The organism is Halobacillus sp. Marseille-Q1614, from assembly GCF_902809865.1.
In the GTDB taxonomy this organism is placed as follows: Bacteria; Bacillota; Bacilli; order Bacillales; family Halobacillaceae; genus Halobacillus_A.
Window position 1 is genome coordinate 3436589 of sequence record NZ_CADDWH010000001.1, and the last position, 23833, is coordinate 3460421.

The 23833-nt window shown below is 43.4% G+C and carries 15 protein-coding genes and 1 pseudogene; 12 read left to right on the forward strand and 4 right to left on the reverse strand.

What is annotated here, in order from left to right:
* The first annotated feature begins 179 nt into the window (after nt 1–179).
* From glgB to HUS26_RS17305, 6 genes are all read left to right on the forward strand, one after another.
* A complete protein-coding gene (glgB, locus tag HUS26_RS17280) occupies nt 180–2090 on the forward strand; it encodes a 1,4-alpha-glucan branching protein GlgB (RefSeq protein WP_173918280.1) in 1911 nt (636 codons plus the stop codon).
* On the forward strand, nt 2090–3253 hold the full coding sequence (locus tag HUS26_RS17285) for a glucose-1-phosphate adenylyltransferase (protein ID WP_305792011.1): 1164 nt from the start codon (nt 2090–2092) through the stop codon (nt 3251–3253). Before glgB ends, HUS26_RS17285 begins: the two co-directional genes overlap by 1 nt.
* Before the next feature lie 11 nt (nt 3254–3264).
* Nucleotides 3265–4371, forward strand: a complete 1107-nt coding sequence (glgD, locus tag HUS26_RS17290) for a glucose-1-phosphate adenylyltransferase subunit GlgD (RefSeq protein WP_173918281.1) — start codon at nt 3265–3267, stop codon at nt 4369–4371.
* 81 nt (nt 4372–4452) lie between these two features.
* A complete protein-coding gene (gene glgA, locus HUS26_RS17295) occupies nt 4453–5883 on the forward strand; it encodes a glycogen synthase GlgA (RefSeq protein ID WP_173918282.1) in 1431 nt (476 codons plus the stop codon).
* Between the two features lie 25 nt (nt 5884–5908).
* Complete coding sequence (locus HUS26_RS17300; RefSeq protein ID WP_173918283.1) at nt 5909–8347, forward strand: glycogen/starch/alpha-glucan phosphorylase; 2439 nt, start codon at nt 5909–5911, stop codon at nt 8345–8347.
* 32 nt (nt 8348–8379) lie between these two features.
* A complete protein-coding gene (locus HUS26_RS17305; RefSeq protein WP_254434308.1) occupies nt 8380–10290 on the forward strand; it encodes a glycoside hydrolase family 13 protein in 1911 nt (636 codons plus the stop codon).
* A gap of 33 nt (nt 10291–10323) precedes the next feature.
* Here HUS26_RS17305 and iadA read toward each other — a convergent pair whose 3' ends face one another.
* A complete protein-coding gene (gene iadA / locus HUS26_RS17310) occupies nt 10324–11490 on the reverse strand; it encodes a beta-aspartyl-peptidase (RefSeq protein ID WP_173918285.1) in 1167 nt (388 codons plus the stop codon).
* 23 nt (nt 11491–11513) lie between these two features.
* Entirely contained in the window at nt 11514–13001 is a 1488-nt protein-coding gene (gene yfcC, locus HUS26_RS17315) for a putative basic amino acid antiporter YfcC (protein ID WP_173918286.1), read from the reverse strand.
* 153 nt (nt 13002–13154) lie between these two features.
* On the opposite strand from yfcC, the gene HUS26_RS17320 reads away from it, so the two are divergent.
* From HUS26_RS17320 to HUS26_RS17335, 4 genes are all read left to right on the forward strand, one after another.
* Nucleotides 13155–15173 (forward strand): sigma 54-interacting transcriptional regulator, encoded by a 2019-nt coding sequence (locus HUS26_RS17320; RefSeq protein ID WP_173918287.1) that lies wholly within the window; start codon nt 13155–13157, stop codon nt 15171–15173.
* Between the two features lie 68 nt (nt 15174–15241).
* Nucleotides 15242–16504 (forward strand): RNA polymerase factor sigma-54, encoded by a 1263-nt coding sequence (gene rpoN, locus HUS26_RS17325; RefSeq protein WP_173918288.1) that lies wholly within the window; start codon nt 15242–15244, stop codon nt 16502–16504.
* 33 nt (nt 16505–16537) lie between these two features.
* Nucleotides 16538–17437 carry a formyltetrahydrofolate deformylase gene (gene purU / locus HUS26_RS17330; protein WP_173918289.1) on the forward strand — a complete coding sequence of 300 codons (900 nt, stop codon included), beginning with the start codon at nt 16538–16540 and terminating at the stop codon, nt 17435–17437.
* Nucleotides 17438–17458: 21 nt separating this feature from the next.
* A complete protein-coding gene (locus tag HUS26_RS17335; protein WP_254434231.1) occupies nt 17459–18352 on the forward strand; it encodes a DMT family transporter in 894 nt (297 codons plus the stop codon).
* 636 nt (nt 18353–18988) lie between these two features.
* Here the strand turns inward: HUS26_RS17335 and HUS26_RS17340 are convergent.
* A pseudogene (locus HUS26_RS17340) lies at nt 18989–19808 on the reverse strand (iron-containing alcohol dehydrogenase); the annotation flags it as partial.
* 280 nt (nt 19809–20088) lie between these two features.
* On the opposite strand from HUS26_RS17340, the gene HUS26_RS17345 reads away from it, so the two are divergent.
* Both HUS26_RS17345 and HUS26_RS17350 read left to right on the forward strand, forming a co-directional pair.
* Nucleotides 20089–20652, forward strand: coding sequence for a GbsR/MarR family transcriptional regulator (locus HUS26_RS17345; RefSeq protein WP_173918290.1), 564 nt, complete (start codon nt 20089–20091; stop codon nt 20650–20652).
* Between the two features lie 118 nt (nt 20653–20770).
* The gene (locus HUS26_RS17350; protein WP_173918291.1) at nt 20771–22402 is read left to right on the forward strand and encodes a sodium:solute symporter family protein; all 1632 of its coding nucleotides are present in this window, start codon (nt 20771–20773) and stop codon (nt 22400–22402) included.
* 174 nt (nt 22403–22576) lie between these two features.
* Here HUS26_RS17350 and HUS26_RS17355 read toward each other — a convergent pair whose 3' ends face one another.
* Nucleotides 22577–23641 carry a P1 family peptidase gene (locus HUS26_RS17355; RefSeq protein WP_173918292.1) on the reverse strand — a complete coding sequence of 355 codons (1065 nt, stop codon included), beginning with the start codon at nt 23639–23641 and terminating at the stop codon, nt 22577–22579.
* Nucleotides 23642–23833: the final 192 nt, after the last annotated feature.

Consider the following 23833-nt stretch of genomic DNA (forward strand, 5'->3'; position numbering starts at 1 on the left):
TTTCTATTAAAATGTTTCAGATTATTCAATTAAAGGTAAAAAAAGTAATATGAAGCGCTTCCATTGTGAAATCGACAAAATCGGACATAATTTTCAGATTTTTTTAACAGAATTTAATTGTAATCGTTAACTTAACATTTTATGCTTAGTAGTAAGCAATTTAAGCAGGAGGTGATGGCGTGTTAGATACAGCAACATTTGAGCATGATATTTTTCTATTTCATCAAGGGAATCTTCGATATAGTTATCAGCTTCTCGGGGCTCACCCTTATGAGCAGGATGGAAAAGAAGGCATCCGATTCGCCGTTTGGGCACCACATGCCAAACAGGTAAGCGTAGTGGGCGATTTTAACCAATGGGATGGCCGACAGCATCCCATGACGAAAGTCAATGAAAACGGGATATGGCAAGTATTTATTCCGGAACTGGAAAAAGGGACAATTTACAAATATGAGATTTTAACCCCGCATGGGCACCTTCAACTAAAAGCTGATCCATATGGCTTTTCCAGTGAAGTAAGGCCCAATACTGCCTCAATAGTTTACCCTCTTACTGATTATAATTGGAATGATAAACAGTGGATGAAGAGGCGTGAAAGCTTAAATATATATGAAACACCGATTTCTATATATGAGCTTCACCTCGGATCGTGGAAGAATATTGAAGAGGAAGTGTACTACACATACAGGGAATATGCCGATATGGTTATTCCATATGTGAAGGAGCTTGGCTATACCCATATTGAATTACTGCCGATTACAGAGCACCCTTTTGACCGCTCTTGGGGATACCAGACGACAGGGTACTATGCACCTACTTCAAGGTACGGCACACCGGATGACTTTAAGTATTTCGTCGATCAGTGCCACCAGAACGGCATAGGCGTAATTCTTGACTGGGTTCCTGCTCATTTCTGTAAAGATGAGCATGGTCTGCGCAGGTTTGATGGAGAGGCCTTATATGAATATGAGGATGCTAAAAAAGCAGAAAAGCCTCAATGGGGCACACTGACGTTTGATTTTGGCAGAAATGAAGTTCAAAGCTTTTTGATTTCTAATGCTATTTACTGGCTGAAAGAGTTCCATCTCGACGGACTTAGAGTTGATGCTGTTGCCAGTATGCTTTACCTCGACTTTGGAAAAGAGGAAGGCCAATGGGATTTAAATGAGCACGGCGGCCGTGAGAACCTTGAAGCGGTAGGTTTTATTAAAAAGCTGAATGAAGCCATTTTTGAAGAAGTGCCGCATGTTCTAATGATGGCCGAAGAATCTACTTCCTGGCCTTTAGTCAGTGCTCCTACTTACATAGGGGGACTTGGCTTTAATTATAAATGGAACATGGGCTGGATGAACGACATGCTCAAGTATGTGGAGATGGATCCGATCTACAGGAAACATCACCATCATTTAATAACATTTTCTTTGTTCTATGCATTCAATGAGAATTTTGTATTGCCGATCTCGCATGACGAAGTGGTCCATGGGAAGAAATCTCTCTTGAATAAAATGCCGGGAGATTACTGGCAGAAGTTCGCTAACTTAAGAGCGTTCCTTGCTTTTATGTACGCACACCCAGGGAAGAAGCTTCTCATGATGGGTACAGAATTTGGCCAGTTCGATGAATGGAAAGACTTAGAAGACCTGGATTGGGAACTGCTCGATTATGAAGCCCATTCTTCAACTCTTGAATTTACAAAGCAGCTTCACCAGTTTTACCAGGATATGCCCGCGCTGTGGGAGCTCGATCATAAGGAAGAAGGTTTCTTCTGGATCGATCCTAATAACTATGAACAAAGTATTGTTTCTTTCGCAAGGAACAGCCGGAAATCATCCGATCAGCTGATCGTTGTTTGCAACTTTACGCCTCAGGTTTACCACAGCTATAAGGTAGGCGTTCCCGAAGAGGGGGAATATGAAGAGATTTTCAACAGCGACGCTGAGCATTTTGGGGGATCCGGGCAGATCAACGGCCTTACCTTATCTACCATTAATGAACCATGGCAAGAACAAAGCCAGCATGTGGAAATGACCATTCCTCCACTTGCCGTCAGCTTTCTAAAACGAACAACATCATCAAAGGAGGACAAATAATGAAAGGTAAAGAATGCGTGGCTATGCTGCTAGCAGGTGGACAGGGCACAAGATTAAAATCTTTGACGAAAAAGATCGCAAAACCCGCTGTATATTTTGGAGGAAAGTATCGAATTATAGACTTTCCACTTAGTAACTGCACGAATTCTGGGATCGATACCGTTGGCGTGCTTACTCAATACGAACCCCTCATCTTAAATAACTACATTGGAATCGGATCTTCGTGGGATCTGGATAGAAGCTACGGAGGTGTATCCGTGCTTCCGCCTTATATGCAGTCTGAAGGCGGCGGATGGTATACAGGGACAGCCAATGCGATTTATCGAAACATAGATTTCCTCGATAGATTTGATCCGGAACACGTTCTCATACTTTCAGGGGACCACATTTACAAAATGGATTATAACGACATGCTTGAGGACCATATTAGAACAGAAGCGGATGCTACGATCTCTGTCCTTGAAGTACCGTGGAACGAAGCGAGCCGCTTTGGAATTATGAACACAGACGATGATGGAAGAATCATAGAGTTTGATGAGAAGCCTGAGTTCCCGCTCAGCAACCTGGCTTCTATGGGTGTTTATATTTTCAAATGGGATGTGTTAAAACGTTACCTGCTCGAGGATGAGGAAAAGGAAGGCTCCTCCCATGACTTTGGTAAAGACATCATTCCGGCACTCCTTAACGACCGTAAGCTTCTCAATGCTTATACGTTTGACGGATACTGGAAGGACGTAGGAACCGTCGACAGCCTCTGGGAAGCGAATATGGATTTATTAAGTGAAGAGCCTGAATTAAACTTAAGCGACAACAACTGGCGTATTTATTCTAAAAACCCAAATCAGCCTGCTCAGTATATTTCTTCGCAAGCAACAGTTAAAAACTCACTAATTAATGAAGGCTGCCGTATCTATGGAAATATTGATACTTCTGTCGTCTTCTATGGTGTCAGAGTAGACGAAGGGACAGAAGTGAGGGATTCTGTGATTATGCCGAATGTGAAGATTGGGAAGAACGTGAAGATTAACCGCGCGATTATTTCAGAAGGCAGCGTCATTGAAGACGGAGCTATTATCGGAGACGATAATCCAAACAGCGCGATCACACTAATTGCAGAAGAAGGCAGCGTAATGGCATCAAGCTACGCAACAATTATTAAATAAGGGGTGAAGGTATGGACCGGATCGCAGGAATTATAAATTTGGACCATGAACAAGATTTACTAGAAGAATTGACTTACTTTCGATGCGGAGCGGCCGTCCCTTTTGCCGGACGTTACCGAATGATAGATTTTACAATTTCAAATATGACGAATTCCCGGATGGATTCCATCGCAGTATTTGCCAGAAGAAAGTACCGTTCACTTATGGACCATCTTGAGCAGGGCAAAGCATGGGATTTAGACCGTAAACGCGGCGGGCTGTTTATCCTGCCGCCGGACTGGAATGATCCAACCGATATTTCCCGGGGGGATCTCCAGCATTTTCATAACAATATAGATTTTATTAACCGGACGTATGCGGATTACATTGTCGTCTCTGGTTCCCAAAACATCTGCAACATTGACTATCGAGATGTAGTAGAATCTCATAAACGATCAGGCGCTGATGTAACGGTTGTTTATAAAAAGGTGCGGGAGCTCTACCCTGAATACAACCTGTCTCATAAACTTACGATTGATGACAGCGGTCATGTGATGGCGATTCACAATGACCAGCAGGGTACGAACGTGTATATGGATATGTATATCATCGAGAAAGAATATCTTCATTATCTTGTAGAAAACTGCATTGCTCATGGCTGCTCACATTTATTCTTAGATGGAATTAAAGGCAGACTGCCGGATATTAATATCAATGCCTATGAATATGAAGGAAGCTTATCGCTCGTTAATTCAGTCGAAAGCTACTTTAGAAATAGCAAAGAGCTGCTTGATGAGCACAATCACGACGAATTATTTAAAGATGAATCTCCTATTTATACAAAAGTTAAAAATGAGCCTCCATCCAAGTATTTGGGTTCATCAAGTGTTAATAACACGCTTGTAGCTAATGGCTGTATCATCGATGGAGAAGTAGAAGATAGTATTTTATTTAGAGGAGTGCGGGTAGGAAAAGGCGCTGTCATTAAGAATTCAATCATTATGCAGAGGTGTGATATTGAAGAAAACGCTGTGCTGGAAAACGTTATTTTAGATAAAGATTGTTCGATCTCGCCTGGACGTACCTTAATTGGTGCTCCTGAAAAACCTTTTGTCGTTGCCAAACGAAAAACGATGTAAATAAGATAAAAGGGGCTGTCTGAACGCATGTGTCCGGCAGCCTCTTTTCATTATTCAATGTTTAAAGGAGTGGAAAGTTTAGTGAACATTTTGATGATTGGGTCGGAATGTACCCCTTTTGTAAAAACTGGAGGATTAGCGGATGTGCTGGGTTCGCTGCCCCGGGCTCTTCAAGAACAAGGACATGACGTGCGCATTGTACTGCCAAAATATGAAAATATGAGTGATGAGTGGAAGATGCAGCTGAATACATTGGATACGTTCAACGTGGAGCTGGGCTGGCGTAATCAATATGCAGGTGTACAATTCATAGAACACGAAGGAATTCCTACTTACTTTATTGATAATGAGTACTATTTCAAGCGTTCGAACTTGTATGGATATGACGATGAAGCGGAGCGGTTTGTGTTTTTTAATAAAGCGATTATGGAAATGGTAAGAAAAATGGACTGGAAGCCGGATGTGCTGCACTGCCATGATTGGCAGTCTGGATTAATTCCTGTACTGCTGCATACTCATTATGGAAATAATCCTTACTTTCATGATATGAAAACTGTCTTTACGATCCACAATTTAAAGTATCAGGGTATCTATCCTGACGCGGTTTTATATGATCTGCTAGGCTTCGACAGCAACATGATGACAGCACAGGGTCTTGAATTTTTCGGCAACATTAATTTTATGAAAGGCGCACTCAATTACGCGGATCATATCACAACTGTGAGCGAAACATACGCAAAAGAGATTCAAACTCCTTATTATGGGGAAAACCTAGATGGAGTACTCAGAGAGCGCTCAGAAATTTTATCAGGAATAGTAAATGGGATCGATGATCAAGCATACAATCCTTTAAAAGACGAAAGTTTAGCTTTTCCTTATCGCAGTTCACTTGTCAAAAAATCTCTTAACAAGATGTGGCTTCAAGAGGAGTTAGGCTTGCCTGTTCGGAAGGATGTTCCTATGATTGGGGTCGTTTCCCGTCTGGTTGAACAAAAAGGCTTTGATTTAGTCGCCAGAGTCATTAGTGAATTACTGGAGCAAGAAGACATTCAAATTGTTGTCCTGGGGACAGGCGAAACAGAGTATGAGGATATGTTTCAATGGGCACAATCCAAGTATCCGACGAAGCTGTCCGCGAATATTATGTTCAGTGACGCCCTCTCCCGTCAAATTTACGCAGCCAGTGATCTATTCTTAATGCCTTCACGTTTTGAACCGTGTGGAATCGGCCAGCTGATCGCTCTCCGTTATTTATCCGCACCGATCGTACGTGAAACAGGCGGGCTGGCAGATACTGTCCAGCCATTTGATGAAACGACAGGAGAAGGCAACGGATTCACTTTTACTAACTACAACGCTCACGACATGTTGTTTACGATCCGCAGAGCGGTTGAAATGTATCGAGACCCGGCCGCTTGGAAACAGCTTGTGAAAAACATGGGTAAAAGCCAGTTCCCGTGGAAGTACTCCGCAAGCCAGTACAGCGAATTGTATGAGGCAACGTTAGAGTAGTGAGGTAATGAATGGAGGAGACCGTATGTTCAGCGGTAAAGAGGAATTTAAACAAGCTTTTTCTGAAAAACTCGAAACGAACTTAGGAAAAAAGGTAGAATCAGCAACAGAGGACGACGCCTATCGGGCTCTTGGCTCATTGCTCTCAGACAAAATCAATAAAAATTGGCTGGAAACAAATAAGCAATATGATGAAAGCCAGGAAAAACAAGTTTACTATTTTTCCATGGAGTTCCTCATGGGACGTTTACTCGGCAATAACTTAATTAATATGCAGCTGTACGGAATAGTCAAAGATGGATTGAAGGATCTTGGATTATCGATCTCCGACCTGGAAGAGCAGGAATGCGATGCAGGTCTTGGAAACGGAGGATTAGGCCGTTTAGCTGCTTGTTTCCTGGATTCCCTTGCTTCCTTAAGCATCGCTGGACATGGGTACGGCATCCGCTATAAATATGGAATGTTCGATCAAAAAATTATCGATGGATATCAGGTAGAGCTGCCGGATGGCTGGCTTTCTAAAGAATATGTGTGGGAAGTCAAGCGTCCTGAAGAAGCTGTCAGCGTCTACTTTGGCGGTGAAGTCGATATGGTTGCCGGCAAAGACGGCAAGCTGGAGTTCAAAATGAACAATTACGAACAGGTACGAGCTATGCCTTATGACGTGCCGGTGGTGGGCTATAACAATACGACAGTCAATACGCTGCGCTTATGGTCCGCCGAGCCTACAGAAGTGGATACACTGCTTAAATCCGCGCCTGATGAGAACTATGAGAACTTCCTTGACAACAAACGGTCTCTAGAAGAAATTTCAGGGTTTCTCTATCCGGACGATTCTCATGAAGACGGGAAACGACTGCGTTTAAAGCAGGAATATTTCCTCGTCTCAGCCGGAGTGCAGGATTCCGTCCGCCGTTTTGAGCGAAGCGGCCTTCCGTGGAGCGACTTTCCTGACCATGCCGCCCTGCACATCAATGATACACACCCGGCCCTCGTCATTCCTGAATTAATGAGAGTGTTAATGGATGATAAAGGACTTGGCTGGAAAGAAGCCTGGGACATTACCCAGTCATCGGTTTCCTACACGAATCATACGACACTGAGTGAAGCTCTTGAAGTATGGCCGGTAGGTATGGTGCGATCGCTTCTGCCGCGAATCTTTATGATCATTGAAGAAATAAACGAACGTTTCTGCCAGTCTCTGTGGGAAAAGCACCCGGGCGAGTTTGACCGGATTGCCAGCCTTGCGATTATTGCAGACGGTTATGTGAAGATGGCTCACCTGTCTATCGTCGGCAGCCACAGCATTAATGGAGTTGCGAAGCTGCATACGGAAATCTTGAAAAAGCGCGAAATGAAAATCTTTTACGATACGTTCCCTGAGCGTTTTAACAATAAGACAAACGGCATCACGCACAGACGCTGGCTTATGCATGCCAATCAGCCGCTTTCGAACTTAATCACGGAATCTATCGGCGAGCAGTGGAAGACTCAGCCTGAACGCCTGCAGGACCTTTTACACTATCAAGAAAGCTCGTCTTTCTTAAAAGAGTTAAACAGCATTAAACAGATGAAAAAGGAAGAGTTAGCTCAGTTTATTCAAGGGTACAGCCAAATAACGGTAGATCCATCTTCTATTTTCGATGTGCAGATCAAACGTCTGCATGGATATAAACGTCAGCTGCTAAATGCCCTTCATATTATGCACTTATATAATAAATTAAAAGAAAATCCGAATTTATCTATGACACCTCGGACATTTATTTTTGGCGCCAAGGCGGCTCCAAGCTATCATTTTGCGAAAAAGGTCATTAAGCTGATTCATACCATTGCTGATGTAGTTAACTCAGATCCTGCGGTAAACGGCACGTTAAAAGTCGTGTTTTTACACAACTATTCTGTTTCCCTTGCGGAACGTATCATACCAGCAACGAATGTTAGTGAACAAATCTCTACGGCCAGTAAAGAGGCCTCAGGCACAGGAAATATGAAGCTGATGATGAACGGAGCATTGACGCTGGGAACAATGGATGGCGCCAATGTAGAAATCCACGAACTCGTCGGTGATGAAAATATTTATACGTTCGGGCTGACTTCTGAGGAAGTGCTTGAATTCTATAGAAACGGATCCTATCGTTCTTATGAAGTGTATGAGCAGGAGAGCAGTGTAAAGAAAGCAGTAGATCTCCTGGTAGGTCACGGACCGTTTGCTAAAGGCGGCCATGAATTTCAGGATCTGTATGACCATTTGATCACTTACAATGATGAATACTTTCTCCTGAAAGACTTTCCGAGTTATATGGCCACTCATGAACAGATTGGCAAGGATTATCTGAAGACAGAAGAATGGACGAAGAGAAGCCTGATTAATATTGCGAACTCCGGCAAGTTTTCAAGTGATCGAACGATTCAGGAGTATGCCACAGATATTTGGAATATCGAATCTTCAGGAGTATTAAAGTAAATACAGATGAAGGAGGACTGCATGTGAAGCAGATGGATGTTTATCATAATAGTTTCGACTCTAAATATAGAGAACCCTTTGGGGCTGCTCCTAAAGGATCTAACGTAACACTTACTATCGACGTGCCTAACCGCCAGCATGTTTCGCGTGTTGTTCTTCATTACATCTATGATAAAACAGATAAAGAACACACCGCAGAAATGGATGTATATAGCGAAGAGCATCATTACGATTCATTTGAAACGACGATCACTATGCCGGAACAGCCGCAGCTCGTTTGGTATTACTTTGAGATCGTCACGAAAGATAAAACTTTTTATTATGGACGGGTAAACATTGAAGAGAGCGGAGAAGGGGTGCTTTATGAGCAGGTGCCACCTTCCTGGCAGATTACAGTCTATGATTCTAGTTATGATACTCCATCGTGGTGGAGGCATGCCACGATGTATCAGATTTTTCCTGACCGGTTTCATAGAGAAGGACCGCCCGAATTAAGCAAAGCGCCGAAAACGAGTCTCATGCACTCTCACTGGGAAAATGATCCTTACTACATTCGAGATGAAGATGGCGGAGTTGTGCGCTGGGATTTCTTCGGGGGCACCCTTCAAGGAATCATCAGCAAGCTGGATTATATCCAATCCCTGGGCACCACAGTGATTTATTTAAACCCGATCTTCGAAGCCGAGAGCAATCACCGTTATGATACGGGGGATTACCATAAGATTGATCCTCTTCTTGGTACAAAAGAAGACTTTGAGGAGCTGATCGATAAGGCGGCCGAACGTGGAATTGAAATTATGCTGGATGGTGTATTCAGTCATACGGGCAGCAACAGCATTTATTTTAACCAAAGGGGTGAATATGACTCACTGGGAGCCTACCAGTCTAAAGATTCACCTTATTATCCATGGTATAAGTTTCATAAACACCCAGATGAATATGAAGCCTGGTGGGGTGTTGGAACGCTGCCAACGCTCAATAAAGAAGAGAAAAGCTATCAGAACTTTCTAGTCCATGATGAAAACAGCGTCATTAAAGCATGGCAGAATTCCGGATTAAATCATTGGCGTCTCGACGTAGCAGATGAACTGACGGATGACCTGATCCGTCAAATCTATCAGCAATTAAAGAAAAAGGACAAATCGAGCGTACTGCTCGGTGAAGTCTGGGAAGACGCTTCTAACAAATCCGCGTATGGAAAACGCCGCGATTATTTCCTCGGCGGAGTATTGGATTCCGTCATGAACTACCCGCTTCGTGATTTAATGCTTGGTTTTGTACAGGGGGAAGTGGATGCCTTATATATCGACAGACGTTTGCAGACCCTGCAGGAACATTATCCGAAAGCTTATTTCTATGCACTGATGAATATGCTTTCGAGCCATGATGTAGAAAGAGTTCAAACGATGCTTGACAGCTTTCTCCCTGAAGACATGGAGCAGGAGAAGCGTGAAGAAACAATTTACGCACAGGTTAAAGCTCTTAGTCTATGGCTCTATGTTTTCCCGGGCATCCCGTCTCTCTATTATGGAGATGAAGCCGGGCTGACCGGAGGCAGTGATCCGGATAACCGCAAGCCTTATCCGTGGGGAAGAGAAAACGAGGATCTTCTTTCATGGTACAAAACGATTGGTTCCTGGCGTAAAGACCATCAGGCTCTGAGGACGGGCAGCTGGCGTGCTCACGCTCCTCACGCAGATGTATATGCTTTTGAACGCTGGATTGATAATGAAGTTGATTATTTCGGAGAAAAAGCCCCTAATGAACATTTGATCTATGTTTTTAATCGAAATCTTACCGATACCATTGAAATTGATATTCCTGCACGCAGAGGAAAATGGCAGCATATGGAGAATAAAAAGCGGGTGTTTCAGTCGAAAGACGACAAGATCACTCTACCCCTCAAGCCTTCTGAATCTATGCTCCTGCGTCATATGCATTAACAAAAAGGGTCAGCCGCTAATGGCTGACCCTTTTTATTCAAATGTCCCTTTGACAACTATTTCTTTATGTTCGAGCATAATCTGTCCCATGGCAATAACGGCATCAATTTCCATCGTATCTTCTTCTAATAGCACAATATCAGCATCTTTTCCTTCCTCTACTTTTCCTTTATTTGAAAGACCAAGAATATCAGCAGGGTTTGAAGTGACCAGCTTTAACGCATGAGCTGTATCTATTCCGTTCTTAACGGTATCGAGATAAGCCTCGTATAGAGAGCTTATTTTTCCAACCTTTAAGCCGATAAGCTCTCCTTTTTTATTAAAATCAGGCAGGCTTCCCTGGGCATCAGAGGTAAACGTCATCTGCTCGATGGGAACCCCTGCATCAAGCATTTCTCTTACAGCGTGGCTGCACTTTACTTCCCCTTCTTCTAAAAATTTAGGGATCGTGCTTGTCGTGAAATCTACATATCCTCCCTTTTTGGCAAATTGAATCCCAGCCTCAAAGAGTTGGCGTGTTCGGTTGATATGGGTAGGGTAAAATTGAGTGATCGGGATATCTGTCTCTTCCACAACCTGGTCAATCAACGATAAATGTGAGGAGCTGTCGCCTATATGAATGTTGACAATCCCTTTTTTGCCTGCAAGCATTCCGCCAATCCGTGCCTGGGAAGCAATCCTTGCTAATTCCTCGACACTTGGCTGGGAGGACCTGTGATCCGCAATAGCGATTTCGCCTGCACCTATGAGAAGGTCTACGAGCAGGAGGTCATCTTCTATTTTTCCTGTAAGAGTGCGTACAGGGACCTGGTAGGATCCTGTATGAGCATAGCAGGAAATCCCTTCTTCCTGCAGCATCCTTGCCTTGGCGATGAGGTTGGTCATTGTCCGGGTAGTTCCATCTGTACCGATCACTCCAACGACCGTGGTGACGCCGCTTTGAGTGGCATCCGTAAGTTTAAGCTCAGGTGTCCGGGTATGAAAGCCTCCTTCTCCACCGCCCCCTGCAATATGGACGTGACCATCGATAAACCCGGGAACAAGAACCTTCCCGGTTCCATCAATAACTTGAATAGAATCACAGTGACTTATGCTGATATTATCACTGATCTTCGCTATACGCTTATCGGCAATTAGAATATCTTTAACACCGGCATATTCCGGCTGATAAACTTTAGCTTGTTTAATGAGCTTTAACATGAAAGAAACCCCCTACCTATTAGTTAAAAATTAATCAGGACGGCAGCTATTATAAAAAGGCTGGATAAGCCAACTAAGAGCAGCTGAAACTTAATAATAAATTTAAACCATAATCCCCAGTCAAGACGTGCCGCTCCAAGACTTCCCATAAGAGCAGCAGAGGTAGGTACTATGATATTTGTTAACCCGTCACCCAGCTGAAAGGCAAGGACGGCGACCTGTCGTGTGACACCTGCAATATCAGCAAGCGGGGCCATCAGCGGCATCGTTAAGGCAGCCTGGCCTGAACCAGAAACGACAAAGAAATTGAAGATCGATTGAAAGATGTACATAAACCAGGCAGACAGCACTTCTGGCATTCCGTTGAACACCTGTCCGGCTGAATAGAGAATAGTATTTAGTACTGAAGCAGAAGCTGGATCATCGCCGCCAAGAATAATAATAATTCCCTTGGCCATCCCAACAACCAGGGCAGCGGGAAGCAAGTCTTTTGCTCCTTGGGCAAATCCTTCAGCAATATCATTTACTCTCATGTTATTTAGCTTAAAAATAACCCCAATAACCCCGGCGACAAGACCTATCGTGAAAAATTGGCTCGCAATTTCCGGAATATAGTAGGCGTTTTGAATAACCCCCCAAATAATCCAGACTATCCCGGCTGCGACGGTCAGGATGACAAGCAGGTGTCCTTTTTTAAAGTTGACGTCTAAATCTTTATGTTCAAAATCCTTTCGGAAGTATTCATCTGAGGCATAAGCGAGAGATCTTGCTGGGTTTTTTTTAACCTTATTTGCATATCTCCACGTGTACAACGTTCCGATGACTGTAAAAACAAGCCACATTATGATACGAAATGGGGAACCGGATAGGACAGGAACATCCGAAACTCCTTGGGCAATAGCAACACCGAATGGATTCATCCATGAAGTGGCAAATCCGATCTGTGTAGCCACATATGTGATCATTACTCCGGTTATTGCATCATAGCCGAGTGCAACAACTAAAGGAACAAGTATCATCGCAAAAGCAATCGCTTCTTCACCCATTCCAAATACAGCTCCACCGAGTGAAAATAAAAAGAACAGGATGGGAATAATTAGAGCTTCCTTTCCTTTTGTCTTATCAATTACAGAAAGGATGCCTTCTTCAATGGCTCGTGTTCTCATAATAATGCCGAAAGCACCACCGATAATTATAATGAAGGCTACTACACCGACAGCAGACCCCCATTTATCCCCGCTGACGAGTCCTTCAAAAACATAGTTGAGGAGCCCCGCTCCTCCTCCACCTTCAAATAAGGAGGTTTCAGTCCCTTCTCCACCTTCTGTCGAAAAGCTTTCTGGGATAAGCACTGTTCTCGTTTCCTCCGTACCCGAATTGTTATAGGTCATTTCTTCAGTTTCAAAACTTCCTGCAGGAACAAGATAGGTAAGGATAGCTGCGAATAGTACGACGAAGAATATAATGACGTACGTGTGCGGCATTTCCCAAGCTTTTTTTCGTTTTTGCATTTTGGTTCCCCCCCAATATTTTTCATTCATCGTTATAGATGCAAAATTTGTGCCAACTTTATTTTCTGAATATTTCAAGTGTTAATGGGCTTATTGTGTTAATCTGGTTGTAAAGGGTTCTTATTGTTAGGGCCAAAAAGGATGAAGATGGTTATGAACAATCACTTAACACTAATTACAGGTACTCCAGAAACAAAAGCGGCTCTTCATCGTCAGCTTGAGAATATAATGGGTGAAATCATTGAAATAACAAGTTACGCAGCAGATGAATTTTTACCGGATGTCATTCATGAAGATTTGATCGTTTACTCTTCAGAGTTGATCGAAAGAGAAGCTGGTCATATTGCAGGAGAGAGCTGTACGACACTCACAGCACAGCGGGCTATAAACTACCAGCATATTGACGCCCTGTTTCACCTTCCTGAAGGCAGTAAAGTGCTATGTGTAAATGATACCCGGCAGATGACCGAGCAGACGATTGATACATTAGAAAAAATCGGATTGAACCATATTTCTTATCTTCCGTATTATCCAGGCCTGAAAAAAGGGTGGGAAGGCATAAAGGTGGCGGTGACCCCGGGAGAGGTTCCTATTATTCCAAGGGGAATCGAGCGTGTGGTGGATATCGGGGTCCGATTGATCGATATTACTACTTTAATTGATATTTTGGATCACTTTCAATTGAAGGAACAGCTGGGAGGCCTAATATCGAGCCGCTATACGGGTAAAATTATTGACCTGAGTAAAAAGGTTGTCCAAATGAACCGTAAAACCGAGACTTTAAATGAGCATCTGAAACAAGTTGTTGATGGAGTAAACGATGGCATCATGGCTGTAGACCATAACGGGAAAATCACTGTGTTTAATCCATTCATGGAGGAGTACACAGGTATATCATCTGAACAGGCGGCAGGGAAGAGCCTTTCTCAGCTTTTTAAGCAGCATGATCTCTTGCAATTCCTATCACAGCCCCAGCAAGAAGGAAGGTTTTTTACGATCAACACTTACAATGTGATGGTATATCGCTATCAATGGGAAGATACAAACAGTGTAATTTTTATTTTTAAGAATACAGATGAAACGATTTCAATGGAAAAAGCCGCTCGAAAGCAGCTGACAAAGACAGGCTATATTGCAAAATATCATTTTTCGGATATTATCGGGAAGAGCCCGTCGATTGAACAAACGAAATCCATAGCTAAGAAGCTGGCCCAATCAGATCTTCCTGTACTGATTCAAGGAGAGAGCGGTACAGGGAAAGAATTGTTTGCCAGCGCCATTCATAATCATTCTGAAAATAAGCTGGAGCCTTTTCTAGCTGTGAATTTCAGTGCTCTGCCAGAAGACCTGCTTGAAAGTGAGCTCTTTGGTTATGAAGAGGGAGCATTTACAGGTGCAAAAAAAGGCGGGAAGAAGGGATTGTTTGAGCAGGCGGACGGAGGCACTATTTTTCTTGATGAAATCGGCGATATTAGCTTAAAGCTGCAAGCTCGCCTTCTTAGGGTCATTCAGGAAAAAGAAGTAAGGAAAATCGGCGGCAATAAAAATATTCCTATTCACGTGCGTGTCATCGCAGCAACAAATAAAAATCTCTTAGAATTAATTGAAGCAGGAGAGTTCCGGGAAGATCTATACCACCGGCTTAAGGTATTATACCTTCAAGTTCCCTCGCTTAGAAAAAGGAAAGACGATATTCCAGTTCTTGTAAGTCAATTTCTCATCGAAAATGGAAAACGGGAAAAACAAATTAGTCCGCCCTTAATGGATCGATTAAAGTCTTATAACTGGTACGGAAATGTTAGAGAGCTCCAAAATACGATATCGTATTTAATAACCGTTTCAGAAGGGGGGAAAATTACAAGTGAGGATCTGCCACAATCCGAATTTTTCCAGAAGGGTGAGAGAAAAGGTAAACAGCAGGGGAAGCTTGATCAGAGAAAGCATGAAATCGTCTTATCCATTTTACTTGAGCTTAATAACTCATATAAAAGCGCCAGCAGGAAGAAGATAAGCGAACACAGTAATTTCCTGGGAAACCCCCTCTCAGAACAGCAAGTACGAAAAATAGTAAAGGAACTTGAGGAACTGGGGTATGCAAGGGTTAAAAGGGGGAGAGCCGGCACGGAAATTACATCGGCAGGCCAAAGCTATTTAAACGAACTTCTGCTCTAAGCTGAGCTTGAAAATCAGCGTAAAATCAAGGAAAATAAACGTAACGACAAAATGAAAAGAGGGGCAGCATGAAGCTCGAGTTAAGCCATAATCAGTCGACCCGTTTGAAAATGACGAAGGAGCTGCGCCAGGCCATATCCTTATTACAATATTCTTCTAAGGATATGGTGGAATTTATAAGAGAGCAGGCTTTAGAAAATCCGCTGCTTGAAGTAGAAGAAAGGCAGCCCTCCTCTTATATGGCAAAAGCGGGGGATGTGGAAGACTTCCCTGATCAGGATAAAGACTGGCGCCAGAAGTTAATGGAACAGGTTCAATTTTTAGAACGGCCCTCAGAGGAGAAAAGAGTTATTCTTTTGTTGATTGAAACGCTCGATGAGCATGGTTTTCTTCCTTACTCTCTTCATAAACTTGCTGAACTTTTTCAGCTTTCCGAAGAACTGGTGCGTCAAGGGGTGGAACAGCTCAAACAGCTGGATCCGGGAGGTTTAGGCTGCAGAGGTTTCTCGGATTACTTACTTTTTCAAATTGAGGATTCACATCCTTTAGCTCCAGTCATGCAAAAGCTGATCACTGATCACCTTGAAGATGTAGCTGAGGGGAAGTACAAATACTTAGCTCTGCAGCTGGAAGTAGAAGAAACAGTGATAGAAGAGGCGGTCCAGTCTATCCAGGATCTTCAGCCGCGCCCTCTGCTTACCTCTTCTGCACGGCCGGAATACATCATTCCTGATTTTTATTTAATTAAATCAGGCGGCTGTTATGAGGTTCACATCAATGATGGAATCATGCCGAGGGTGCGTTTGAATTCGTTGTACAGCGAATATAAGGATCTCGGTGAAGATTTTATAAAAGAAGCTTATAATCAGGCTTCCTGGCTTCTGAGAAGCATAGACAGACGGCAGACGACGATGAGAACAGTCGCTCAAAGCATAGTGGATAAGCAGACCGGTTTCTTTGATAGAGCCGAAGAGCCATTTAAACCGCTGACGCTTCGATTAATCGCTGAGGAGCTCGGCATCCATGAATCAACAGTCAGCCGCACCATTGCTTCTAAATATATCGAAACAGATACAGGTCCTATACCGTTGACGATGTTTTTTACATCCAGTCTATCTAACTCGCAAGGTGAGGATGTATCCTCTTCGCACGTTAAGGACTTGATCCTTCAATATATTAAAGAAGAGGACAAGCGAAGGCCGTTATCAGACCAGAAAATTAAAGAACGACTGCAACAGGAGCACCATATTCAGGTGTCCCGCCGAACGATCGCTAAATACAGGGAAGGCCTTCATATTCTTTCTTCTGTAAAAAGAAAGCACCAGGCTTGAAACAACAATGACAAATAAAGGAGATTATCAAATATGAATTCATATATACAAGAACAAATTCGCACGTATCAGGAAAAAAATAAGCAAACAGGACGTCTTTTAATTAAATGTCCTGACCAGCCTGGGATCGTCTCTGCTGTCACACAGTTTTTGCATAAGCATGAGGCCAATATTATCGAGTCCAACCAGTATACGACAGATCCGCATAACGGACTGTTCTTTATGAGGATAGAATTTGATTCGCCGCGCCTCCCTGAAGAAGAAGGTGTCCTGCGCGAGAAGTTCGGAGAGATCGGTGATCAGTTTAATATGACGTGGACGTTAAAAGGAGCTTACGATATTAAGAAAACCGCAATTTTTGCTTCAAAAGAGCTTCACTGTCTGCGCGAACTTCTTCTTGAGTGGCAGAGCGGTGATTTAATTGCCGACATTAGAATGGTCGTCAGTAACCACGAAGATGCGAAAGAGCTGGTAGAATCATTTAACCTGCCGTTTTATCACATTCCGGCGAATAAACATATTCGCAAGCAGGTAGAAGAGCAGCAGCTCCAGCTTTTAAAGGAGCATGATATTGATGTGATTGTGCTGGCCCGCTACATGCAGATTCTAACACCTGATTTCGTAGCGGCCCACCCGTTTAGGATTATTAACATCCACCATTCGTTCCTTCCTGCATTTATCGGGGCAAACCCTCACAAGCGTGCCCATGAAAGAGGAGTGAAGCTGATTGGAGCCACGTCTCATTACGTAACAAATGACTTGGATGAAGGACCGATTATTGAACAGGACATTATGCGCGTTGATCACCGTGACAGCGTAGACGACCTGAAGAAAATGGGACGTTCGGTTGAGCGTAGTGTACTTGCACGTGGAGTGAAATGGCACTTAGAGGACCGCCTGATCGTTCACGAAAATAAAACCATTGTTTTTTAAATAGACAGCGGGGTGCTCTAGTTGCAAAAACAAGTTCCGTTCTTTATGGTGCTGTTTGCCGCGGCACTATGGGGAACCACCGGAACAGCTCAGACCTTTTTGACGAACAGCCATCCTATATCTGTAGGGGCGATGCGTTTAGCTGTTGGCGGGTTATTTTTACTAATAGTCGCAATAGGTATAAAGAAGTTCTCATTCAGGAGGCTGCCTCGTAAACCATTGATATTTGCTGCTCTCTGCATGGCTGGCTACCAGCCTTTTTTCTTTTCGGCCGTGAATATGACTGGAGTTGCCATTGGTACAGTGGTAGGCATTGGAAGTGCACCAATTATGGCAGGGCTGATGGACTGGCTGTTTCTCAAGCGGAAAAAAACGGCGCGGTGGTGGCTGGCGACATTACTTTCTATTTTAGGCTGCTTTGTTCTCTTTTTAAATGGGGAAGCTGTCGTTATACAGCCCTTAGGTATTCTATTTGCTTTGGCGGCAGGCCTTTCTTTTGCAGGCTATACGCTGCTAAGTGAAAGGCTTATAGGGTATGAATCCCCAGTCTCGGTCACAGCAGTTATCTTCTGTATGAGTGCTGTTATATTAAGCCCGTTTCTATTGATTTTCGATATTTCATGGGTGCTTCAGTCAAATGGAATGCTCGTCAGCCTCCACCTTGGTATTGCTGCAACAGGGGTGGCTTACCTTTTATTTTCAAAAGGGCTTGTACGTGTACCTGGGTCTACCGCTGTCACTCTGTCAATAGTAGAACCTTTGACTGCTGCACTGCTAGGGGTGTTTATCGTAGGGGAAAGCTTCTCATTTCTCTCCTGGATGGGAATGATCTTTATTTTCCTAGGCCTGACGATTTTGTCCCTTCCGGCTGGAGTGTTTAAAAATAGGGAAGCTAAGCTTAGGAATATTTCTTAAGATGCGATGCTCATTATAAAAAAGCTTCGAATAGAAGAATTGTTCCCTTCACAGTCAATAGAGAAACGGGCCGGGGGAAACGATCCGCTTTCCATGGGCGAACGGTGAGCTTCCTCGGGCTATGCCCTCAGGGACTCAACCTGTTCTGTTATACCATTGGAGTCTCACCGTTTCCCCTGACCCTTTACCGTAATGAGAACGAACGGCAAGTAGGAATTTCTTTTTTCATCAATGAATTTTAGGAAATAGAGCGTTCCGTTTTTTCAATTACTTGGTGAAGGGGCGGGGAAATTGCGAGACTCCTGCAGGGTGAAGAGCCAGAGGCTCGGCGGCTCCCTGCGGAAAGCGAGTGATTTCACCAGCCCCCTTGGTTCCATTTTTGATAAACGGAACTCCTTTTTCCATCCTTTAAAGAGAGAAGGGAACAAGGAAATTGTGAGACTCCTGCAGGGAGAAAGAGCCAGAGGCTCGGCTGCTCCCCGCTAAAAAGCGAGTAAATTCCCAGCCCTCTTGATACAATTTTGCTAAATGAAAACTCGTTTATATATCGTTTTAAACATCAAAAGGCTGTCCCAGTAAGTCTGTTTAGACTTCGGGACAGCCTTTTGTTATATGAAAAGGGGGAGGCCTTTTGATTTAGACAGTTTTAGGATTCTGGTTGAAGCAGCGCTTATACATCCACTTATAGTCATCAAGCTTGATGTCACGCGGATTACCTGCTGTTTGTGGTTCACCCATCGCTGCGTCTGCAAAACGGTCAATTGCTTTTTTATCTGTAGGTACACCTTGGTCTGCAAGGTTAGGTACATCAAGATCTTCAACAAGCTCGTACATCCAGCTGGCTGCTTTAGCTGCTTCTTCCGTTGACATCTGATAAGTGTCGATGCCGAATGCCAGCGCCATACGTGCGAACTTTTCAGGGGTATCTTTCCAGTTAAACTCCATTACAGGCCCCATCATAGCTGCTGCACACTGACCGTGTGCTACTGGGATGATCCCGTCTAGAGACTGACTCATAGCGTGAGCCACACCAGCAGATTCACTTCCATATGAAAGTCCTGCAAGCATTGCTGCTTGAGCCATTACGTAACGAGCTTCAAGGCCTGTACCGTCTGCATAAGGACGACAAATATATTTCGCACCAGAGTCAGTGATCAGCTGAGCGAATTTCATAGTGTAGCCCTTCGATCACGTGAGCCAGTGCATCAATACCTGTCATTGCCGTTACATGTGGAGGCATAGATGTGGGAAGCTCAGGATCAATGATTGTAAGGTGGGCTGCGGTTAATGGCCCTACAGTGTTGAATGTGAATTCACGATCTTCATCAGTGATAACTGGCCGCTGAGTAACTTCAGATCAAGTATCTTCTGTAGTTGGGAGCGTAGTTAGTGGCAGAATACGGTTTTTAAGTTGTTTTTTACCTTCCACCGCTTTATAGTCCAGTACAGAACCTTTCGCCATTAATTAACATACATTGCTGTTCCATACGTTGTACTCCTTTATCAACAAATCGTTTAATTTGTTAATAAATTATTTAACGTTCTTAACAATATCAGTTTGAAAAAATGTTGTCAAAGGAAATAGAAAAATAAAAAATCTATAGCCTATGAGCTGGTAAGGCTTAAAGCACATTAAAAGAATTTTATTTTTGACAAGCTCGAATAATTCGTTAAGATAAAGTTTGTAAAGAAAAAACTTCACAAATTTAACTCTTATGACCGAGAGGAGGTCGTAAATGGCTTACAATCAAGAGGAAAAGGCACGAGCTTCCATTGATGAGGCCAAATCATTGGTCATTGATTCAATTGCGGAGACGATGGATTTATATGGGGTTACCCGAAGTGCAGGAACTTTATATGGGACCATGTACTTTGAAAAAGATATGACGCTCGATGAAATGCGGGAGAAGCTCGGAATGAGCAAGCCCAGTATGAGTACAGGAGTGAAGAAGCTTCAGGAATATGACATCGTGAAAAAGACGTTCCGCAAAGGCACGCGCAGGCAGACGTATGTAGCTGAAAAAGATTTCTTTCAGTTTTTTGCGAACTTTTTTTCGAAAAAGTGGCTGCGCGAAGCAAAGGTTAACTTAAGTGCTATTTATAAGGCTCAAAAAGAGCTCGAACAGATATTGGCGGACGATAACCTTGATGAAGACTTGCGGGAAGAAGCTGAACGGGCTTATCACCAAATGGAGGCTTCCATCCCTTATTATCACTGGCTGCAAAAATTAGTTGTTTCTATCGAGAGTGGAGAGCTTTTTGATAAGATTCCGATAGACGAAGAGCCAAAAAATAAGTAAAAACAGAAGATACGCCTTTCGAAAATAACGGACTGTTATTTGCGGGAGACGTACGCCTTTTATAACTTACAGAAAATTCAGAAAAATTACGACTGAGTAACTGATAGGAGTGAAGCTAATGAAAGATCAACCGAATAATAATTCCTTTATAAAAAATAATGCAGCAGCGATTATTTTAGTTTCGATATTGGCACTATTCACAGTTTATATTGCCTTTACTAGTGAAAACATCCAGTGGGGCGGTTTCATTGCGATGATTGTCTTTTACGCATTTGTCTATTATATCGGTGCTGTTATGGCTTCGAAAAAATCGACTTCGCTTTCGGACATGATGGTTGCAAAACGCAGTATGCCTTTAGGTGTGGCGATGTTTACAATGTCTGCAACGTGGGTTGGAGGCGGTTATGTTAATGGTACCGCAGAATCTACTTATGTGGACGGTCTGGTATGGGCTCAGGCTCCATGGGGGTATGCTCTAAGTTTAATTATCGGTGGTATATTCTTTGCCAGAAAGATGCGCCGCTACGAATTTATGACAATTATTGATCCGCTTGAACAGCGGTTTGGAAAGAAGATGGCTGGAGTCCTGTACATTCCTGCCTTACTGGGAGAAATGTTCTGGAGTGCAGCGATCTTAACTGCTTTAGGTACTACTTTCGGGACAATTTTAAACATAGATTTTACCACATCTATTATTCTTTCCGGTGTTATTGCTATAGCTTATACTGTTGCCGGAGGCATGTGGGCCGTTGCCTATACGGATGTCTTCCAGATGGCTATTCTATTAATTGGTTTATTTCTAGTCCTTCCTTTTGCGTTAGGGCACGTCGGAGGGATAGGGAAGGCATGGGGGAGCTACTCGGCAGAACTTGGATCTTATGCGAACCTATTTCCTCCGTTAGATGCACTGAGCGATCCTGAATGGGGGAATTACCTCTGGAATTGGCTCGACTTTGCTTTATTATTGATTTTCGGGGGTATCGCCTGGCAGGTTTACTTCCAGCGTGTACTTTCCGCACGTGACGAAAAAACAGCGATGTGGCTGTCAATCACAGCTGGTGTTATTTGCATGATTGCAGCTGTTCCAGCAGTAATTGTTGGAGTTGTAGGGTTTAACATTGATTGGGCGGCAATGGGACTTCCTGCGCCAGACAACGCGTCTGTCATTCTCCCGCACGTCCTGCGTTATTTAACACCTGAACTTGTTGCCGCGATAGGTCTTGGAGCATTAGCCGCCGCGGTTATGTCTTCCATGGACTCTTCCATTTTATCTGCCTCTTCTATGGCGTCATGGAACATTTATCGCCCATTAATTAACCCTAAGGCTGACGATGCTAAGCTTAAGAAAGTGATTAAGCGCACGATTATTATTGTCGGTGTCGGTGCGATGATTATTGCCATGAATGTTCAAAGTGTTTATACGCTGTGGTACTTGGCGTCAGACTTAGTCTATACCATTCTGTTCCCACAGCTGACAATGGCGCTGTTCTATAAAAACGCCAACCTTTATGGATCAATTGCTGGTTTCTGTACAGCTCTGTTCTTAAGACTTGGAGGAGGAGAGCCTGCCTTAGGACTTCCTGTAATCCTGCCGTATCCAATGGTCGAGGACGGAATTGTCCTATTCCCATTCCGTACACTTGCTTGTATTTCAGCGTTCGTCATGATTTTTGTTGTGTCAGAATTAACGAAGAAGAAATGCAAGCCGCAGTCTCTCATTCTGCCTTCTGAGAAGAAAAAATCTGCATAAAATGATGAGAAAAACCTGTTTCCTCTATTTGAGAGGGAATAGGTTTTTTTCTATGTTAACCCGATAGTGAAACGAGGGGGCTCGGCAGCTCACCGCTAAAAGCTAGTGATTTCCCAGCCCCCTTTCTCTTTTATTCGTAAACGGAACTCGCTTGCCTTTTTTCTAATGCAGCTATTAATTTGGTGATAAATTGAGCTGATAGGTATGTAGGAGTTCCATAAGAGTAGGAAGGTAGTTTCCATCTCTTCCAGTAACAGAATCCGCAGCTGTCAATGAATTGAGTACGGCTTCTTCCACAGCTTCTCCTGCTGCACGAAAAGCATGATCGATCTCTTCCTCATGGATTGTGCTAATAGAAAGAAGCTCGCCGTCTGGCTCATGGGGGATCTTTGCAGCTGTCGAAAATCCGATAGCGATATCACCGCTTCCGTTGGAAATGATGCTCCCTGTGCGCGAAAGGCCGGTGACACTCCGCTTAAGAATCCGGTTAAGCTGTCGTTGAGAAACGGGAAGGTCACAGGCAACAATGATCATAACGGAACCCTTATCGGGAGTTTCATGAGCTTTTATCTTCTGGCTCAGCTTTTTTCCTATAGGATGGCCACTTATCGATAAGTCACTAAGCTTGCCAAAGTTGGTAATCACTAATACTCCGACTGTGTACGTGCCATGGGGTAAATGAATCACACGTGATGAAGTACCGACTCCCCCTTTTAAGGAATAGCAGACCATGCCTGTTCCTGCTCCGACTGATCCCTCTTTTACGTCCTTGGAAGCTTCATTTAATGCCTGCCTTACGTGCTCATTTTTAACAGGTTGAGCACGTATGTCATTAAGAATCATATCGTTACATTCACCAATGACCGGATTTACGGTCCCTGTCGTCCGGCCAATTTGCGGATGGCGCTCAAGCATATAATCGATAACGGCTTCGGCAGCTGTTCCGATACTTAATGTATTAGTCAGGACGATAGGGGTCTCTAATGATCCGAGCTCATTTAACTGGATTGTCCCCATAGTTTTGCCAAACCCATTTATAACGTGAGAGGAAGCTATAAGCTTTTCTTCAAACAGACTGTCTTGATGGGGGACGATTGCTGTAACTCCGGTCTGCTTATCCCCATCACTTAATGTAACCTGTCCGACTGTAACTCCTTCTACATCCGTTATGGAATTTACCGGTCCAGCATCAAGTTCTCCTATTTTAATTCCAAGGTCACGAATTCGAGCAGTCCTCACATGAATTTCCTCCTTGCATTTTTATGAGTAATTATACAGAAAAAAGCATATATATTGCATAAAATAGAATTTATTTCCAAAATTTCAAGCGTCAAGAAGACTTTTGTCAAATTTTTTTACAAAAAAATGATGACGCTTTCATATAATTCGTAAATTCTGAAAACTCCAATCATTGCAGGCGATTTCGGGCAA

Coding starts and splice junctions, on each gene's coding strand:
- HUS26_RS17285 (WP_305792011.1), top strand. CDS start 2,090: ATGAAAGGTAAAGAATGCGTGGCTATGCTGCTAGCAGGTGGACAGGGC.
- glgD (WP_173918281.1), top strand. CDS start 3,265: ATGGACCGGATCGCAGGAATTATAAATTTGGACCATGAACAAGATTTA.
- HUS26_RS17300 (WP_173918283.1), top strand. CDS start 5,909: ATGTTCAGCGGTAAAGAGGAATTTAAACAAGCTTTTTCTGAAAAACTC.
- HUS26_RS17305 (WP_254434308.1), top strand. CDS start 8,380: ATGGATGTTTATCATAATAGTTTCGACTCTAAATATAGAGAACCCTTT.
- iadA (WP_173918285.1), bottom strand. CDS start 11,490: ATGTTAAAGCTCATTAAACAAGCTAAAGTTTATCAGCCGGAATATGCC.
- yfcC (WP_173918286.1), bottom strand. CDS start 13,001: ATGCAAAAACGAAAAAAAGCTTGGGAAATGCCGCACACGTACGTCATT.
- HUS26_RS17320 (WP_173918287.1), top strand. CDS start 13,155: ATGAACAATCACTTAACACTAATTACAGGTACTCCAGAAACAAAAGCG.
- rpoN (WP_173918288.1), top strand. CDS start 15,242: ATGAAGCTCGAGTTAAGCCATAATCAGTCGACCCGTTTGAAAATGACG.
- purU (WP_173918289.1), top strand. CDS start 16,538: ATGAATTCATATATACAAGAACAAATTCGCACGTATCAGGAAAAAAAT.
- HUS26_RS17345 (WP_173918290.1), top strand. CDS start 20,089: ATGGCTTACAATCAAGAGGAAAAGGCACGAGCTTCCATTGATGAGGCC.
- HUS26_RS17350 (WP_173918291.1), top strand. CDS start 20,771: ATGAAAGATCAACCGAATAATAATTCCTTTATAAAAAATAATGCAGCA.